A 19,317-nucleotide genomic window follows, 5' to 3' on the forward strand; every position below is an offset into this window, starting at 1 on the left:
CAAGATGATTAAGACTGACATTTGTGATTTATTGCAGATTGAGTATCCAATCTTTCAAGGTGGTATGGCTTGGCTCGGTACTGCAGAATTAGCGGCAGCCGTTTCTGAAGCTGGTGGCCTTGGGATTATTGGTGCTGGTCATATGCCTCCTGATATTTTCCGTAATGAAATCCATAAATTAAAAGAGCGCACTAGCAAGCCTTTTGGCTGTAATATTATGCTCATGTCTCCATTTGTAAAAGAGGTTATGGAAGTAGTTGTGGAAGAACGTGTTCCTGTTATCACTACAGGTGCAGGTAATCCTGGTGTTTATGTTCCCGCTTTGAAAGAAATTGGTACAAAAGTTATTCCTGTAGTTGCATCAGTATTACTTGCAAAGCGCTTATTACGTGGCGGTATTGATGCAATTATTGCTGAAGGTACAGAGTCTGGTGGTCACGTAGGTGATATTACAACTATGGCATTAATTCCTCAAGTAGTTGATGCTGTAGATGTACCAGTTATTGCTGCTGGAGGTATTGCAGATGGTCGTGGTATGGCTGCGGCATTTGCATTAGGTGCTAAAGCGGTACAAATGGGGACACGATTCGTATTATCCGAAGAATGTATTGCCCATGAAAATTATAAAAATGCTGTATTGAAAGCAAAAGATCGTGCTACAGTTATGACTGGCTTAACAACAGGTCATCCTGTACGTATTATAGATAATGCGTTAGCTCATAAATATAAATCCCTTGAATTTAGTGGTGGTTCTAAAGAGGAATTGGAAGCATTAGGCGCTGGCACACTTCGTTTAGCTGCTATTGAGGGTAATGTAAAAGAAGGTTCTGTAATGATCGGTCAAATTTCTGGTATGTTAACAGATGTTAAACCATGTGAAACTATCATTAAAGATATCATGACTGAAGCTGAAACAGTGATTAAGAATCTTCAAGGTCTTAGTAAATAAGGAGGCCCCTAATGAAAACGGCATTTGTTTTTCCTGGTCAAGGTTCTCAAAAAGTAGGCATGTTACAAGATTTGTATAATGCGTATCCTATTGTAAAACAACGTTTTGAAGAGGCTGACGAAGCACTGGGTTATTCCATCAGTAAATTATGCTTCGAAGGTCCTGATACAGAGCTTGTTAAAACAGCAAATACACAACCAGCTATTTTGACTGCATCCGTAGCTTGTTATGAAATCCTAAAAGAACAAGGCTTTATGCCTGATATCGTAGGCGGGCATAGTCTTGGTGAGTATAGTGCTCTAGTAGCAGCCGGTGTATTGAACTTTAAAGACGCAGTATATGTAGTTCATAAACGCGGTGAATATATGCAAGAAGCTGTGCCATTGGGTAAAGGCGCTATGGCGGCAATTTTGGCATTACCTCGTGAGCAAGTTGTAGAAATTTGTGAAGAAGTAAATGCTTCTGTAGGTTCTGTACAAGCAGTTAACTTCAATTGCCCTGGACAAATCGTTATTGCCGGTGAAACTGCAGCGGTGGAAACAGCAGCTGAAAAAATGAAAGAAGCAGGAGCGAAACGTGCAGTAATGCTTCCGGTGAGTGCTCCATTCCACAGCCGTTTGATGGAACCAGCAGCTCTTCGGTTAAAGGAAGAATTGGATAAGATCCAAGTGAGTGATGCACAAATTCCTGTAGTTGCAAATGTTACTGGTAAGATTTTGACTAATGCCAATGACATTAAAAAGTCCTTAGTTACTCAAGCCGCTAACCCTGTTTTATGGGAAGATTGTGTAGCTGAAATGGTAAACTTTGGTGTTACTCGCTTTGTTGAAGTGGGGCCTGGTAAAGTACTTACAGGTTTTACTAAAAAGATTAACAAAGATATGGAATTAGCCAATGTTGAAGACATTGCATCCTTAGAGAAAACGCTTGAATTTTTGAAGGGGGTTCGATAAAATGCATTTAGAGGGTAAAGTAGCCATTGTAACTGGCGCATCCCGTGGCATTGGTCGCGCTGTAGCTATCAATTTAGCACAATCTGGTGCTGATGTTGTAGTAAACTATAGCGGTAGTGAAGGTGCAGCGCAAGAAACTGTTGAAGCTGTACAAGCGTTAGGCCGTAAAGCCATTAAAATTAAAGCTAATGTAGCAAATGCTGATGAAGTTGCTTCCATGGTGGAAGAAGCTCATAAAGAATTTGGTCACATTGATATTCTCGTGAATAATGCGGGGATTACGCGTGACGGTTTGTTAATGCGAATGAAAGACGAAGATTTTGATGCTGTTATCGATATCAACCTAAAAGGTGTTTACTTGGTAACTAAAGCAGTATCTAAAATCATGATGAAACAACGTTCTGGTCATATTATCAACATGACATCTGTTGTTGGTGTTATAGGTAATGCTGGTCAAACTAACTATGCTGCTTCTAAAGCGGGCGTAATTGGTTTTACTAAATCCTGTGCTAAAGAATTGGCTAGCCGTGGTATTACAGTTAATGCTATTGCACCAGGCTTTATCAATACAGATATGACCGATGTATTACCAGAAAAAGTTAAAGAAGCTATGGTTACTCAAATTCCGTTGGGCCGTATGGCTGATGCCGAAGAAGTAGCAACAGTAGCAACATTCCTTGCTAGCGATTTTGCTAATTATATTACGGGTCAAGTCATCAATGTTGATGGTGGCATGGTAATGTAGTTGTAAAATTAGACTATATATAAATACACTTTGAAAGGAGGTGAACCACTAATGAACACTTTCGATAAAGTTAAAGCAATCGTTGTGGAACAATTAGGCGTTGATGAAGCTGAAGTTACCATTGATTCTACATTCATCGACGACTTAGGCGCTGACTCCTTAGATATCGTTGAATTGATCATGGCATTTGAAGAAGAATTCAATGTTGAAATCCCTGACGACGTTGCAGAAAAAATTAAAACCGTTAAGGATACAGTAGAATATATTGATTCTGCTAAATAAGCTGTAAAGCTAACAATTCAACCGAACGGGAGGCCGAGTGGCCTCCCAACCGGTTTTATTTACAGGAGGATTTGATAGTGAAGCTCCCTGAACTTCGCATTGGGAATCTAGTGGCCAAAGTACCTATTATTCAAGGTGGTATGGCGATTAGATTGTCTACAGCTCGCTTGGCAGCAGCCGTTGCAAATGAAGGTGGTATTGGCCTTATTGCGGCATCTGGCTTGCCTTTCGATGAATTACGATACGAAATACAATTAGCTAGAAAATTATCACCTACGGGTATTATTGGTATAAATGCGATGGTAGCAGCAACTCAATTTGCTGGCTTAGTAAAGACTGCCATCGAAGAAGGCATTGATCTTGTAGTAGCAGGTGCTGGTTTTTCAAGAGATATGTTCGCAATGGGCAAAGAGTCTGGTACTCCTATTGTACCAATTGTTTCGTCCGCAAAATTAGCTCGCATTTCTGAAGGTTTAGGTGCTGCAGCTGTAATCGTAGAAGGCTGTGAAGCTGGTGGACACTTGGGGACGGATCGTTCCGCTCGAGAAATCGTTCCCGAAGTTGTAGCAGCGGTAAAAAACATTCCAGTAATTGCTGCTGGTGGTGTTCTAGATGGCCGTGATATCGTTGAAATGTTAAAAATCGGTGCTAGTGGTGTTCAAATGGGTAGCCGTTTTGCTGCTTCTGATGAATGTAATGCATCTGATGAATTGAAAAAAATGTATGTACGAGCTACAAACCCTGAGGATATTGTATTGATTCAAAGTCCTGTTGGTTTGCCTGGTCAAGCAATAAAAAACAAATTTGCTGAATCTGTTTTAGATGGTACTGTAGCGCCTCCAACGGTGTGTGATAACTGTTTAAAACATTGTTCCCATAAATTCTGCATTATCCGCGCTCTTTCTCGCGCACAACAAGGTGATGTGGAAACGGGGTTGGTGTTCTCTGGCAATAATATGAGAAAAGTCGATAGGATTATGCCAGTTAAAGATATCTTTGCTCAATTAAAACAGCAAGTAGCAGAGATTGATTAATTTAAAGGGCTGTATAGCTATAAGAGGTGGAATAATTGGAAAAACGTGTAGTAATTACTGGCTTAGGGGCAGTGACTCCTGTAGGTATCGGTAAAGAGAACTTCTACAATGCGTTATTGGCAGGTCAATCTGGTATTGGGCCGATTACACGCTTTGACGCATCTGACTATGCAACACGCATTGCGGGTGAAGTAAAAGACTTTGATATTACAAACTATGGGGTAGACAAGAAAGAAGCTCGTCGTATGGACCGTTCTGTAGAATTTGCTATCGGTGCAGCTGTTCTTGCTTGTGAAGATGCTGATCTTGATTTAGATAAAGCAGATTTAGATCGCTGTGGTACTGTAGTTGGTACAGGTATAGGCGGCATTGACTCTATCCATGAGGTGTATGAAACATTATTCGAAAAAGGTCCTGGCCGTGTAAGTCCATTTGCAGTACCTATGATGATTGCAAATATGACATCTGCACGCGTATCTATTCGCCTTGGTCTTAAAGGTCCAGTTATTACAGACGTAACTGCTTGTACTTCTGGTACAAATGCGATTGGCGATGCATTCCGTATCATCCAACGTGGAGATGCTGATGTGATGTTTGCTGGTGGTACTGAGGCTGCGGTATCTCCGGCTGCTGTAGCTGGTTTTGCGGCTATGAAAGCTATGTCTACACGCAATGATGAGCCAACAAAGGCGTCCCGTCCATTTGACCGTGACCGTGATGGTTTCGTAATGGGTGAAGGTGCTGGTATCGTAGTTCTTGAAGAATTAGAACACGCAAAAGCACGCGGTGCGCATATCTATGCTGAAGTTGTGGGCTATGGTAGCAATGGTGATGCTTACCATATCACTGCACCAGCTCCAGGTGGTGTTCAAGCTCGTAAATGTATGGAATTAGCAATTAAAGATGCAGGTATTGATCCTAAAGACGTTAACTACATCAATGCTCATGGTACATCTACTGGCCTTAATGACCAAAATGAAACATTGGCTATTAAAGAATTGTTCGGCGATCACGCTAAAAATATCGCTGTTAACTCTACTAAATCCATGACAGGTCACTTATTGGGGGCTGCTGGTGCTATTGAAACTATCGTAATGGCAATGGCGATTGAAACTGGTAAAGTTCACCCTACAATTAACTGTGACAATCCTGATGAAGGTTTGGATCTGGACTATGTTCGTGAAGGCGCACGTGAACTTCAAGTAAAATGTGCACTTTCTAACTCTTTCGGTTTTGGTGGTCATAACGGTACACTTTGCATTCGCCGTTATGAAGCTTAATGGTTACTATCGAAACGCATAAGAGTAAGATAACACAAGCTCGTGAAGAATCTCTTCATGAGCTTGTTGCTCGTTTAGACATACCTGTGTCAGATATATCCATTATAGATTGTGCTTTTACACATACTTCTTATGCGAATGAACATAAATCAAAGCATATTCATCACAATCAGCGATTAGAGTTTTTAGGCGATGCTGTTTTGGATCTTATTATTGGGGAATACCTATTTAAGACATATCCAGATATGGCTGAAGGTAATTTAACGAAAATTAAGGCCGCTACAGTGTGTGAGGATTCTTTAGCATCTGTGAGTCGTTCTTTGCAACTAGGACAATATTTATTGCTCGGTCATGGAGAACGCGCTTCCGGTGGTAACGATAGAAACTCTATATTAGCGGATACCTTTGAGTCTCTCATCGGTGCCATTTATATTTCTACAGATTATCAAACGGCTATGGCCTTTGTTTTAAAGCATTTAACTACCTATATCATGCAAGCCTTAGAAGGTAAGCGGGGCAAAGATTATAAGACATTATTACAAGAATATGTGCAACGTGATGGGGATAAACATATTGTCTATCATTTGCTCAGTGAAAGTGGTCCCGATCATGCTAAAACCTTCCATATGGAGGTTGAAATTAATGGTGTTACTTATGAGGCCGGCTCTGGTAAAAGTAAAAAAATTGCAGAACAACATGCGGCTCAATTGACTTTAGAAAAGTTGATGGCTGATAAATAGAAAAGCGCCGAATGGCGCTTTTTTTTGTATAATAGTATGTGAGTAATATATAGTATGTGAGTAATAATCTATATAATGGTAGATGAATAATGATCTATATAATGATAGATGAACAATAATCTATATAATAATAGATGAATAATAATTTTTACATAAGAAGAGGAGGTGTCTATGAAACCATTTGGTATGATTCCCTTTTTTATACCTCACGTAGGTTGTCCCTATGTGTGTACATTTTGTAATCAATCTCGTATTACAGGCCAATCTGGTATTAGTCACCTAACTCCAGAATATATACAACAAACAATCAAAGACTATGTAGGAACAAAGCGGAATGAAAAGTTTTGGGAGGTTGCCTTTTATGGTGGATCATTTACGGCTATTACTAAAGATTTACAACATAAATTATTAATGCCTGCCTATGAAATGCTTCAACAGGGCCTCATTGATGGCATACGTTGCTCTACAAGACCTGATGCTGTAGGTGATGAAGCGATTACATTATTACAGTCTTATGGAGTAAAAACTGTAGAACTTGGTGTGCAGTCTATGAATGATGGTATTTTAGTCGATGCTAAGAGGGGGCACACGGCACAAGAGGTAGTAGAGGCTGTTACACGATTAAAACATCGTGATATGACCGTTGGGGTTCAACTTTTACCAGGACTAAAAGGAGAGACATGGCAAACCATAATAGAAACGGCCATTGCAGTAGCCGCATTACGACCTGATTTTGTACGTATCTATCCCGTACTAGTTATAGAAAATACAGAGCTAGCCGACCAGTATAGAGCTGGAGAATATGAACCACTAAGTACTGAGCTAGCTATACAGTATTGTTCATTTTTAAAAGATTGGTTTGAACAGCATGGTATTGAAGTCATTCGCACGGGGTTACAAAGTACAGAAGAATTAGATTCCGGCAATAGCTTAGTGGCAGGTCCATATGAGCCCGCTATGGGAGAGCTGGTTGTGAACGAACAGTATAAGCAGCGAATTGAACGTTGTATTGATGAGCATGTATCTCAGTTTAAGTACTTAATAAGTAATGATTGTTTTAGTTTAATTGAAGATGCTACTTATGGAAGCTTAAAATTAAGTAGAGTTAATGTTGATAATAGTGGATGTATAGATAACACTAATAATGATAGAACAAATTATATTAGGACTAATGGTATTCCTGTAAAGCATAATATTGTTATTTCTTATCCGAGATGCTTAACATCTAAGGTGCGAGGCCTTAATAATCGAAACGTTAAATACTTTCAGATTCAGTATCCGCAGTATGCATTTGAATGGTGTGAAGAACGCACGAGAAATACCGTTCGTTGCTGTATTGATGGCCTGCAATATGTGTTATAATAAAAGATATGATTATTTAGGGTTGTTGGTAGAAAGGAGGCAGTCATGCAATTACTTCGGTTGGAATTAAAGGGCTTTAAATCGTTTGCGGATAAAACGATTGTAAAATTCTCACCAGGAATGACTGCCGTTATTGGTCCTAACGGAAGTGGTAAAAGTAATATTACGGATGCAATGAAATGGGTTTTAGGGGAATCCAATGTGCGTAATTTGCGCGGACAAAAAGCAGAGGATATTATTTTCTCTGGTACGGAAAAGCGCAAACCTATGAGCGCTGCTGAGGTTACACTTGTGTTTGACAATAGTGACCAACAATTAGATATAGATATGGCTGAGGTAGCCATTACACGCCGTATATACCGCACTGGTGAAAGTGAGTTTCTTGTCAATAAGCGATCTTGTCGTTTAAAGGACATACATCTTTTACTAGCAGATACCGGTCTTGGTAGAGATTCTATGGCCATCATTGGTCAAAATCGAATTGATGCTATCTTGAATTCTAAGCCTGAAGAACGGAGATTGATTTTTGAAGATGTAGCAGGTATTTCTCGCTTTAAGATCAATAAAGAAGATGCGTTGCGTCGTATTGCTAGCACAGACCGTAATATGGAGCGTGTACGAGACGTAATGGCTACCATTGAAGAGCAATTAGGACCTTTGTCTGAAAAAGCGGAAAAGACTAAAAAGTATATGACCTTAAGCCGCACAAAGCGCGATTATGATGGGGCATTAGGCTTTCACAATTATAAGACCTCTGATCGTCTTTTGACGCGTTTTGAAAATGATAATATTGCCTTTAAAGATGAAGAAATTGAGCTTCAAACTGAATTGTCTAAATTAGAGGCTCGTCGTCACGAATTGCAATCGTCCTCGTCAAAAGAGCAGGAACAGCTTAAGTTGTGGGAGGCTCAGTATACTGAAAAGCAACGTGATGAAGAACGCTTAGCTGGCCATTTACGTCTCTTAGAAGAGCAACTAAAAACAGCGCGCCGTGAATTAGATGAAACTTCTATGCGCATTAGCGAGCTAGAGGCTACGCAAAAGGGCGAGGAGCAACAATTGCGCATCTTAAATCAATTGATTCAAGATGAAAGTGCTCAATTAGTAGAGAAAGAGTCTAATTTAGAAGAATTAGAAGAGACCTACAAAAAGGCTGTTGAAGATGTAAGGGCAGAACAAGCTAAGTTCCAATCCTTGCAATCCGATCGAGAGGCTTTTGAGCAACGTCAATTAGAAGTTGTGAGTGCTATTGAAACGGCTAAGGCTAGTATTCGGAGCTTAGAAGCTCGCAAGGTAGAAAGCAAAAATCAATGTGCTATTCTAGAATCTGAAATAGCACAGGTAGATAGTGAACTACAAGTCGCTCGTTCTGAATTTGAAGAGCTAGGCCAAAAGTTTAATGCCTTATCTGCTCAACGACAAGCCCTCGTTGATGATGCTAAGAATGCGGCTATGAAAGCGCGTGAAGAGCGTAAGGAGTTACAAAAGCTGCGCACTCAAGAACAACGTGCAAAAGGTCGTTTAGAACTCTTAGCACAGTGGGAGGAACAGCACGAAGGCTATTTAGAAGGTACTAAGAATATCCTCAATGGTAAAGGTTCTTGGCGTGAACAGATTACGGGCGCTGTTGGCGAGCTCTTTACGGTAGAGGACAAATATACTACGGCTATCGAAACGGCATTAGGCGGTAGTGTTAACCACGTTGTAACTACTACAGCTCGCGCTGCTGCGGAGGGTGTCAACTATTTGAAATCTATCCAAGGTGGTCGTGTAACCTTCTTGCCGATGGATTCAGTAAAAGGTAAACCATATGATACACCGGCTTTACATGAAAGCTGTGTATTAGGCACTGCTGTTGATTGTATTTCCTTTGATAATAAGTACGCCCATATTTTCCAATACTTGTTGGGACGCACCTTGGTAGTATCCTCCATGGATGATGCCATTGGATTACAGAAAAAATACAATCAGCAATTGCGCATCGTAACCCTTACAGGGGAACAATTCCAACCTGGTGGTTCGTTAACCGGTGGTGCCACAAAGCGCAAGCGTGCTTCTGTATTGAGCCGCAAAGAAGAGGCTGCTAGCCTTGAACAAGAGCTAGTACAAATTGAAGAACAAATTCAATCTTTAACTGCTAACTTAGAACGACTTGAAAAACGGGTTGAAGAGTCTGAGAAAGAACGAGTTGCCCTTGATGAAAGCTATCAACATACGAACTTACTCTATGTGGCTAGCGAAACAAAGGTACAAAATATACAACATCAGATAGATCGTAAGAAACGTGTTCTATCAGAAGAAGAGCAACGTTTAGTACAAATTGATATTGATTTGGCTACTACAACGGCTAACTTGAAAGATCAAGAAACAGCATTAGCTTCCTTGCAAGAGAATCATGGTGTGGATGGTAATCAAGGGGCGTTGATGGATCGATTGACTGTGTTGCAAAAGGTGCAACAAGAGGCGTATGAAGCTTTTACAAAAGCTCGCCTTACTTGTGATACCTTACGACATACGATTCAGGAACGGGAAACACAACGTGAACAGCGTAATCAATCTATTTCTAGTATTATTGAGCGCTTAACACCACTTCGTAATTTGTTAGTGAGTACTACACAACGCTATGAAGAGGAAATACCTAAGGCTCAGGAAGTTGCAGAACAAGAGTTGGCCTCTGCTACGGCTGAGGTTGAACGATTACGTGCTCTTCGCGATGAAGCCTATGATAAAACATCTACGGGGCGCGAGGAAATGGAATCTATCCTCAGTGAGCAAGACCGATTAAATCAACGCTATAAAGTGGTGCAAGGTCGTCTTGTTGATATGGAAGGTAAAATTACACGTCATCGCATGGATTGTGAGCGCTTTATAGAAGAATTACAAGAGCTAGGCTTTACATTGGAAGATGCTCAAGCCCTTCGCATTGAAGGTTCCGTTAATGATTGGAAGGATGAGCAAGCTCGTTTGATGGCCGAAATTGCCGAATTGGGTCCAGTCAATCCAAATGCCGTTGAGGAATATGAAGAGACTAAAGAACGCTATGATTTCTTAACCACACAATTAGCTGATTTAGATACGGCAAAGACGCAATTACAGGCGGTTATTGCCGAAATGGATAAGGCTATGAGTACACAGCTATACGATGTATTGGATGTGGTAGGCCGTAGATTCCAAGAGGTATTCAGCCAATTGTTTGGCGGTGGTACTGCGCAAATTGTACTGACTGATCCAGATAATATTTTGACGGGTGGTATCGATTTCTATATTCAACCACCAGGGAAAAAGCGTCAACAATTGACACTTTTATCGGGTGGTGAACGTGCTCTTACGGTTATCGCTTTATTGTTCTCATTCCTCGATTATCGTCCAGCTCCGTTCTGCGTGCTTGACGAAGTTGACGCGGCGCTTGACGAAGCCAATGTTGAACGATTTAGTTCCTACTTAAATCGAGTAAATAAAGAAACACAATTTATCGTTGTATCTCACCGTAAAAAGACGATGGAAGCTGCCGAAGTACTTCAAGGGGTAACAATGGTGGAACGCGGTGTATCGCGATTATTAACAGTAGCATTTGAAGATGTGAAGGAGGATCTAGCATAATGGCATTTGGATTCTTTGATAGAATTAAAGACGGTTTAGAAAAAACTCGTAAGTCTTTTGTAAAAAATGTAGAAAGCATCGTTATTGGTTATGCGCAAATCGATGATGATTTTTTAGATGATTTAGAAGCAGTTATGCTTACTAGTGATCTAGGCCCTAAGACGACAGAATACTTGATGAAAGAAATTCGTCGTGGTGTAACAGAAGGTATCATCAATCATACAGGCGATGTAATGCCGTTCATGGAAGACCGCATCACGGAAATGCTCATCGATCAAGAAGATGAAATTACTTTGCATCATCCTGAGGTTATCCTCGTAGTTGGTGTAAATGGTGTCGGTAAAACAACGACAATCGCTAAATTGGCCAATTATTATACTAAAGAAGGTAAAAAGGTTATCATTGTAGCAGGTGATACATTCCGTGCTGCTGCAGCTGACCAATTATCCATTTGGGCTGATCGCGTTGGTGTGCCGATTGTTAAACATAAAGAAGGTGCAGATCCTGCTGCCGTTGTATATGATGCAATGGAAGCTGCGAAAGCTCGTAATGCAGACCTCGTTATCGTAGATACGGCTGGTCGTCTACATACTAAGGTTAACCTTATGGAAGAGCTTAAAAAGATGGGACGCGTAGCGAATAACCACGTAGAAGGTGCGCCGCATCAAACATTGCTTGTTTTAGATGGTACTACGGGTCAAAATGCAGTAAGTCAAGCTAAATTATTTGGTCAAGCTGTACCAGTAAATGGTATTGTTGTAACTAAACTAGATGGTACGGCAAAAGGCGGCGTAGTTATCTCTATTAAAGAGGAACTAGGCGTACCCGTACGCTGGATTGGCGTTGGCGAAGGTATGGATGACTTGCGTCCATTTAATGCAAAAGAATTTGCTAATGCATTATTTAATAAAGGAATGATTCAAGGTGACAAATAAATATAACCGGGAATTCTTACTTGAATATGTAGAATCTGAAAATAAAAAAAATGAATGTAATGTTAGCCTAGAAAATATGAATAAGATAGTTAGCTTAATCGAGTACTTCGGTATTGAACTATATCGCCCCATTACGAGATTGCTACTTTCAAACTGGGAAGAAATTACAGAACGTATTAATAACTATACTGAATCAGATTGGATGATGGCTGATGAGATCCAGAAGACCACACCTACACTAGATCGCTTTTCTATTGCTATGCTCATCGAAGTCTTAGAAGGTGAGGATACGTTGAATCAAGCGGAAAATGTAGGTCGTCGTTTGACGGATGAAGAGATGAAGGCCATCCGTAAACATCAGGATGAACAGTAATGAAGCATAGTACATATAATTACGAGGGGGGCCAACCATTTAAAGTGGAGGCGCCCTTTGCGCCTACAGGGGACCAACCTACTGCGATTCAATCCTTAACAGAAGGCATTGAACGCGGTGAATGGGCCCAAGTTTTGCTCGGTGCCACTGGTACTGGTAAGACCTTTACAATGGCCAAGGTTATTGAGGCAGTTCAAAAGCCGACCTTGATCATTGCTCACAATAAAACCTTGGCTGCTCAATTATGTAGCGAGTTTAAAAGTTTCTTCCCTAATAATGCGGTAGAATATTTTGTATCTTACTACGATTTTTATCAACCGGAGGCCTATATTCCTTCTAGTGATACCTATATCGAGAAGGATGCGTCTATTAATGATGAAATTGATAAACTGCGACATAGTGCTACGATGAGTCTTTTTGAGCGCCGCGATGTCATTATTGTTGCCTCTGTTAGCTGTATTTATGGCTTAGGTGACCCTGAGGACTATTCTGATCTCGTATTGTCCTTACGCTTAGGTCAAACGAAGTCGCGCGATGAAATCTTATCTAAACTCGTAGATATTCAATATACGAGAAATGATATGAACTTTATTCGCGGTACCTTCCGTGTACAAGGGGATACAATTGATATTTTCCCTGCCGCTTATAGTGAAAGAGCCATTCGGGTGGAGCTTTTTGGTGATGAAATCGACCGCCTCGTAGAGGTAGATTCCTTGACGGGTGAAGTTATTGCGGAACGAAAGCATGTTGCTGTCTATCCAGCATCTCACTATGTGACGACGAAAGAGAAGATGAATATTGCCGTAGAGCGTATAGAAGCCGAACTAGATGAACAGCTAGCGAAGTTAAAAGCTGCTGACCGTCTATTGGAGGCTCAGCGCTTAGAACAGCGTACCCGTTATGATATAGAAATGATGCAAGAAATGGGCTATTGCTCGGGCATCGAAAACTATTCACGTCATATGTCTGAACGCAAGGCTGGGGAAGCACCGTTTACATTGATTGATTATTTCCCAGATGATTTCCTCATCATGGTGGACGAGTCTCATGTGACGATGCCTCAAATTCGAGCTATGTACAATGGTGACCGTGCCCGTAAAGAATCTCTTATAGAATACGGTTTCCGGCTGCCTTCTGCACTCGATAATAGACCGCTTCAATTCGATGAATTTGTAGAGCGTATCAATCAAATTGTTTACGTATCGGCAACGCCTGGACCATACGAAATGGAAGTAGAAACGAATATTGCAGAGCAAATCATTCGTCCTACGGGCCTATTAGATCCATCTATAGAAATTCGTCCTATTAAGGGGCAAATGGATGATTTGCTTGGAGAAATTCATAAACGAGCTGCTAAGAACGAACGGGTTCTCGTTACGACCTTGACGAAGAAGATGGCTGAGGACTTAACGGAATTCTTGAAGGAAATGGGCGTACGAGTTCGTTATCTTCATTCCGATATTGTTACTATTGAGCGGGCTGAAATCATTCGTGATTTGCGGGCTGGCGTATTCGATGTATTAGTTGGTATCAACTTGCTTCGTGAAGGTCTCGATATGCCAGAGGTTTCTTTGGTTGCTATCTTAGATGCGGATAAAGAAGGTTTCTTGCGTTCCGATACGGCTATGATTCAAACTATAGGTCGTGCGGCTCGTAATGTGAATGGTCATGTTATCATGTACGCAGATCGTGTAACAGGTTCTATGCAACGGGCTATCGATGAAACCGACCGTCGTCGTGCCGTGCAAGAGGCTTATAATATTGAACATAATATTACGCCTAAATCTGTATCTAAAGATGTAAAAGAGCTAATCGAATTAACGAAAATCGAAGAAGATATGGTTACCGATGGAAAGGGACTTTCATCGAAAAAAGGAAAACAAAAAAAATCCTCAGAGGGCATGGACCATGGACACGAATCATATGTTCAAGATACATCAGCACCTAAGGTGGCAGATATAACACCGGAAGAATTGTACAATAAGATTGAAGAACTAGATCGTCAAATGAAGGCCGCCGCAAAGCAGCTTGAATTTGAAACCGCTGCTAAGTTACGTGATCAATTGGGCGTATTACGTCAACAATGGTCCGATATGCATAGTGCAGGAGATAGCAAGTTGAAGAAGCCTGCTTCTACCAAATCTAGAAAGCGGACAGGTTCAAAAAGTAAATCTTAGGAACAATTTTAAAAGATTGTAAGAAAACACATAGATTATATAGACTATATGTGCGATAATATACATATATTATTTCATGTTAGTAATCAGAGAGATGATGCCATTTGGTATCATCTCTTTAAATAGGAAAGATAATGAAAGATCAATTGATTGTAAAAGGTGCGCGTCAGCATAACCTAAAAAATATTGATATATCCTTGCCACGTGATCAGTTTATCGTCTTGACTGGACTCAGTGGCTCTGGTAAATCATCCTTAGCATTTGATACGATTTACGCAGAAGGGCAACGTCGTTATGTTGAGTCTCTGTCTGCATATGCCCGTCAATTCTTGGGACAAATGGATAAACCCGATGTCGATTATATTGAAGGTTTATCTCCAGCCATTTCTATCGACCAAAAGACGACGAGTCGTAACCCTCGCTCTACGGTTGGTACCGTAACGGAGATTTACGACTATTTACGTCTTTTATTTGCACGCGTGGGTCATGCACATTGCCCAGAGTGTGGTAAGCCTATTACACAACAAACAATACAACAAATGACAGATGATGTAATGAGCTTTCCTGAAGGTACTAAGGTTTTAGTGCTAGCCCCTATGATTCAAGGTAAAAAGGGAGAACATAAATCGGTATTTGAACAACTTCGCAAAGAAGGCTTTGTTCGTGCTCGCGTAGATGGTGTAGTGCGTACCTTGGACGAAGAGATTGTATTAGAGAAAAATAAGAAGCATTCCATCGATATCGTTGTTGACCGCCTCGTTGTAAAAGAAGGCATTGAATCCCGGTTGGCTGACTCTATGGAGACTGCATCAAAATGGGCGGAAGGCATCGTTGTGATTCAAGAGGTAGATGGACCTGAACATATGTATAGCCAACATTTTGCGTGCCCGGATTGTCATGTTTCGCTACCTAAGATTGAACCACGTATGTTCTCATTTAATAGTCCATTTGGTGCGTGTCCATCCTGTTTAGGGATTGGTTCTACTATGGAGGTTGATGAGGAGCGCGTTATTCCAGATGGATCCATTAGCTTTGCCGATGGTTGTGTGCAAGCATTGAGCTCTAATCCTAATGCTTGGTTTATGCGTCAAGTAGAAGGCCTATTAAAAGCTAATGGATATTCCTTAGACTCCACCTATGATGAATTGCCGAAAGCATTACAGAAAAAGGTGATGTACGGTACGACGGATAAGGTAAGTTTCACCTATGAAAATATGAGAGGTGAAATAAAGGAATTCTTTACTGAGTACGAAGGCATTTTACCGATGGTTAAGCGCCGTCATAGTGAAGCCTCTACAGATTCTATGCGTGAAGAATTTGAAAAGTTTATGTCCATTAAGCCGTGTACTACATGTCATGGTGCTCGTCTAAAACCTGAAGTATTGGCTATTACCGTAGGGGATAAGAATATCAATGAGGTCACACAATTAACTATAAAGGAAGCATTAGATTTCTTTGGGCATCTACAATTAACAGAGCGTGAACAAGTCATTGGCGCTCAAATTTTGAAGGAAATCAATGCTCGTCTAGGTTTCCTTAATAATGTAGGTCTCGATTACCTAACAATGAACCGTAGTGCAGGCACATTATCTGGTGGTGAAGCACAGCGTATTCGGTTGGCTACACAGATCGGCTCTGGTTTGGTAGGTGTATTGTACATCCTAGACGAACCGTCCATAGGTCTACATCAACGAGATAATGATCGACTCATCGATACCTTAAAAGGATTGCGGGACTTAGGTAATACCTTGCTCGTTGTAGAACACGACGAAGATACGATGCGTGCGGCTGACTATCTCGTGGACATTGGTCCAGGTGCAGGTGAGCATGGCGGTCAAATTATTGCCGCTGGTTCTGTTGAGGAAGTTATGAAGGTAAAAGACTCTATTACGGGTCAGTATTTGAGTGGTCGTAAATTTATCGCTCTTCCGGAAGAACGCCGTAAACCAGGTAAGAACTGCATTGAAATTCGCGGTGCTAAGGAAAACAATTTACAAAATGTAAATGTAAAATTCCCTATTGGCTTGTTTAATGTTGTTACTGGTGTCAGCGGTTCTGGTAAGTCTACCTTGATTAATGAAATTCTCTACAAAGGTTTAGCTAATCAATTATATCGCTCTAACCACAAAGTAGGGGCTCATAAAGAAATCCGTGGTCTTGAACATATCGATAAAATCATCAATATTGATCAAAGCCCTATCGGACGTACACCTCGTTCCAATCCAGCTACATATACAGGTGTATTTGATGCCATACGCGAACTATATAGTCAAACACCGGAAGCAAAGATGCGCGGTTACAAACAAGGGCGCTTTAGCTTTAACGTAAAAGGTGGCCGTTGTGAAGCTTGTCGTGGTGACGGTATCATTAAAATTGAAATGCACTTCTTACCAGATGTGTATGTACCTTGTGAGGTTTGTAAGGGAGCCCGTTATAACCGAGAAACCTTAGAGGTTAAATACAAAGGTAAATCTATTGCAGATGTACTAGATATGACGGTAGATGATGCGGTTGAGTTCTTCAGCGCTATTCCGAAGATCAATCGTAAAATGGTTACCTTGCAAGAGGTAGGTCTTGGCTATATTCGTTTAGGTCAGGCGGCTACAACATTATCTGGTGGTGAAGCACAACGCGTTAAATTAGCTACTGAATTAGCTCGTCGCAGCACAGGTAAAACGCTATACATCCTAGATGAACCTACTACAGGTCTTCACGCCGAGGATATTCGCAAGTTATTACACGTATTGCAACAACTCGTAGAGGGTGGCGATACAGTTGTCGTTATCGAACATAATTTAGATGTTATTAAGATGGCTGATCACATTATTGATCTTGGTCCTGAAGGTGGTAATCGCGGAGGCACTATCGTGGCAATTGGTACGCCTGAGGAAATTGTTAAGGTGAAAGAAAGCTATACCGGGAAATTCTTAGGTCCTGTATTGGAACAGACTAAGAAATTTATGAAAGCTGCAAAAAATAAGAAATAAAACATCTAAAAATCTACAAGGAAAGGAGGAAATATGCCGTCTAAAGAATTACTGGAAAAGGTTAGCCATTTGCCAACTACACCAGGCGTATATTTGTGGCGTGATCAATATAACCGAATTATTTATGTAGGTAAGGCTATTAACTTGCGAAATCGTGTGCGTTCCTATGTGCGTAACGATGCAAATCGCGCACCAAAGGTTACGGCCATGATGAAACGTGCCGTCGATGTGGAAGTCATTCAAACAAAAACGGAGATGGAAGCGCTCATCTTGGAGAATACACTTATCAAGGAGCATGAACCGAAATATAACATTAGACTTCGTGATGATAAGACATACCCATATGTAAAAGTCTCTGTGCAAGAGGATTACCCACGCGTATATATGACGCGGCGTTTAGAGCGGGACGGAGCCAAGTACTTTGGCCCTTTTACAGATGTCACATCTGTTCATGTGGTACTGAAATTAATACGACAGTACTATCCATTGCGTACCTGTAAGTCTATGAAGGTAGAACGCCCATGCTTACAGTATCATATGCATTACTGCGAGGCGCCGTGTTTTAATAAAATATCGGTACCCGATTATCGGAAGTATATTGACGAAATCATAGAACTTTTTGAAGGTAAACCTATACCATTGCTAAAGGAAATTAAATCAAAGATGGAGGCTGCTGCAGAAGATTTGCGCTTTGAAGATGCGGCACGGTATCGAGATCAATTATCTAGTATTGAAAAGATACAAGAAAAGCAACGCATGGTTACCCAACGTGGCGACTTAGACGTCTTAGGATTGGCTGTAGATACATCGATGGCCTGTGTACAGTTGCTATTCATCCGCGGTGGTCGTCTGTTAGGCCGTGAGAATTACTTTGTGCAACATGATGGCGATAGTTCAGAAACCATTATGACAGACTTTATCAAGCAATACTATGGAGATACAAACTTTATTCCTAAAGAGTTGTTACTACCTATGGAGAGTACAGATAGGGACTTATTAACGGAATGGTTTACACAGTTAAAAGGTCAACACGTAAATGTATCTGTGCCACAACGTGGCTATAAGATGGATATGATCAAGATGGCTCATGAAAATGCGGAAACTTTCCTTGAAGAACGTCGTCGTCAGTGGCAGCACCAAATCGATAAGACTGGCGGGGCGGTTAAGAAGCTAGCCGAGATTCTCGACTTACCACGTTTACCCGAACGTATGGAGTGTTTTGATATATCTCATACACAAGGAACTGAAACGGTGGCTTCTATGGTTGTTTTTGAAGGTGGCAAGCCTGCGAAGAAAGAATATCGCCGCTTTAAACTGAAAACTACACAAGGCAAACCTGATGATTTTAAATCGATGGCTGAAATTATGGAACGACGTTATGGTAATGAAACAGATTGGCCTATGCCAGACCTCATTATTATCGATGGTGGTAAAGGTCAGCTCAATGCGGCCTTGCCGTTAATCCGTGCCGTTGGTGTTACAGATGTGCCAGTTATCTCCTTGGCTAAGCGTATTGAAGAGGTCTTTGTAGAGGGACAATCTGAAAGTATCATTTTGAGTCATCACACGCCGGAGCTTCAATTACTTCAACAAATTCGTGATGAAGCGCATCGCTTTGCCATTACCTATCACCGTAAGTTGCGCGGTAAGCGAAATCTTGAATCTATTCTTGATCATATTGAAGGTATCGGGCCTAAACGCCGTAAGGCCTTATGGGCTCACTTTAATAGTTTAGAGGCCATGAAAGAGGCATCTATCGATGAACTTTTAAAGGTAGAATCTATGAATTATAAGACGGCAGAAACACTATATAATTTCTTCCGTATGTCCAAAGTAGAGAAACAAGAGGCTCTAAAATAAAAAAATCACCTATTGATTACTTACACTTGAGCGTAATCAA

General features: G+C 40.9%; 14 protein-coding genes. All 14 read left to right on the forward strand.

Translation table 11 applies throughout. From position 1 onward, the window contains the following. The first annotated feature begins 4 nt into the window (after positions 1-4). The 14 genes from fabK to uvrC all read left to right on the forward strand — a co-directional run bounded on the left by fabK (position 5) and on the right by uvrC (position 19,277). Positions 5-949, forward strand: a complete 945-nt coding sequence (fabK, locus tag HMPREF0874_RS00490) for an enoyl-[acyl-carrier-protein] reductase FabK (protein ID WP_008600662.1) — start codon at positions 5-7, stop codon at positions 947-949. An 11-nt stretch (positions 950-960) separates the two neighbouring features. Continuing rightward, positions 961-1,902: an ACP S-malonyltransferase gene (gene fabD, locus HMPREF0874_RS00495; RefSeq protein ID WP_008600663.1), complete on the forward strand. Its 942-nt coding sequence runs from the start codon at positions 961-963 to the stop codon at positions 1,900-1,902. A 1-nt stretch (position 1,903) separates the two neighbouring features. Further along, positions 1,904-2,647 carry a 3-oxoacyl-[acyl-carrier-protein] reductase gene (gene fabG / locus HMPREF0874_RS00500; RefSeq protein ID WP_004693439.1) on the forward strand — a complete coding sequence of 248 codons (744 nt, stop codon included), beginning with the start codon at positions 1,904-1,906 and terminating at the stop codon, positions 2,645-2,647. Between the two features lie 51 nt (positions 2,648-2,698). Beyond that, complete coding sequence (locus HMPREF0874_RS00505) at positions 2,699-2,929, forward strand: acyl carrier protein (protein WP_004693441.1); 231 nt, start codon at positions 2,699-2,701, stop codon at positions 2,927-2,929. Between the two features lie 77 nt (positions 2,930-3,006). Further along, the gene (locus tag HMPREF0874_RS00510; protein ID WP_008600668.1) at positions 3,007-3,963 is read left to right on the forward strand and encodes a nitronate monooxygenase family protein; all 957 of its coding nucleotides are present in this window, start codon (positions 3,007-3,009) and stop codon (positions 3,961-3,963) included. Positions 3,964-3,998: 35 nt separating this feature from the next. Further along, complete coding sequence (fabF, locus tag HMPREF0874_RS00515; RefSeq protein WP_004693446.1) at positions 3,999-5,243, forward strand: beta-ketoacyl-ACP synthase II; 1,245 nt, start codon at positions 3,999-4,001, stop codon at positions 5,241-5,243. Further along, complete coding sequence (gene rnc / locus HMPREF0874_RS00520; RefSeq protein ID WP_004693448.1) at positions 5,243-5,983, forward strand: ribonuclease III; 741 nt, start codon at positions 5,243-5,245, stop codon at positions 5,981-5,983. Before fabF ends, rnc begins: the two co-directional genes overlap by 1 nt. A 171-nt stretch (positions 5,984-6,154) precedes the next feature. Next, positions 6,155-7,345 carry an elongator complex protein 3 gene (locus HMPREF0874_RS00525; RefSeq protein WP_039964890.1) on the forward strand — a complete coding sequence of 397 codons (1,191 nt, stop codon included), beginning with the start codon at positions 6,155-6,157 and terminating at the stop codon, positions 7,343-7,345. A 45-nt stretch (positions 7,346-7,390) separates the two neighbouring features. Continuing rightward, positions 7,391-10,945, forward strand: a complete 3,555-nt coding sequence (smc, locus tag HMPREF0874_RS00530) for a chromosome segregation protein SMC (RefSeq protein WP_008600672.1) — start codon at positions 7,391-7,393, stop codon at positions 10,943-10,945. After that, on the forward strand, positions 10,945-11,880 hold the full coding sequence (gene ftsY, locus HMPREF0874_RS00535) for a signal recognition particle-docking protein FtsY (RefSeq protein WP_008600673.1): 936 nt from the start codon (positions 10,945-10,947) through the stop codon (positions 11,878-11,880). The genes smc and ftsY overlap by 1 nt, the downstream gene beginning before the upstream one ends. Next, entirely contained in the window at positions 11,870-12,253 is a 384-nt protein-coding gene (locus HMPREF0874_RS00540; RefSeq protein WP_008600675.1) for a hypothetical protein, read from the forward strand. The genes ftsY and HMPREF0874_RS00540 overlap by 11 nt, the downstream gene beginning before the upstream one ends. After that, positions 12,253-14,430 (forward strand): excinuclease ABC subunit UvrB, encoded by a 2,178-nt coding sequence (uvrB, locus tag HMPREF0874_RS00545; RefSeq protein ID WP_008600677.1) that lies wholly within the window; start codon positions 12,253-12,255, stop codon positions 14,428-14,430. The genes HMPREF0874_RS00540 and uvrB overlap by 1 nt, the downstream gene beginning before the upstream one ends. 134 nt (positions 14,431-14,564) lie before the next feature. Beyond that, positions 14,565-17,417 carry an excinuclease ABC subunit UvrA gene (uvrA, locus tag HMPREF0874_RS00550; RefSeq protein WP_008600678.1) on the forward strand — a complete coding sequence of 951 codons (2,853 nt, stop codon included), beginning with the start codon at positions 14,565-14,567 and terminating at the stop codon, positions 17,415-17,417. 33 nt (positions 17,418-17,450) lie between these two features. Then, positions 17,451-19,277 carry an excinuclease ABC subunit UvrC gene (uvrC, locus tag HMPREF0874_RS00555; protein ID WP_008600680.1) on the forward strand — a complete coding sequence of 609 codons (1,827 nt, stop codon included), beginning with the start codon at positions 17,451-17,453 and terminating at the stop codon, positions 19,275-19,277. The last annotated feature ends 40 nt before the right edge of the window (positions 19,278-19,317 follow it).

This window comes from Veillonella sp. 6_1_27 (genome assembly GCF_000163735.1).
Classification (GTDB): domain Bacteria; phylum Bacillota; class Negativicutes; order Veillonellales; family Veillonellaceae; genus Veillonella; species Veillonella parvula_A.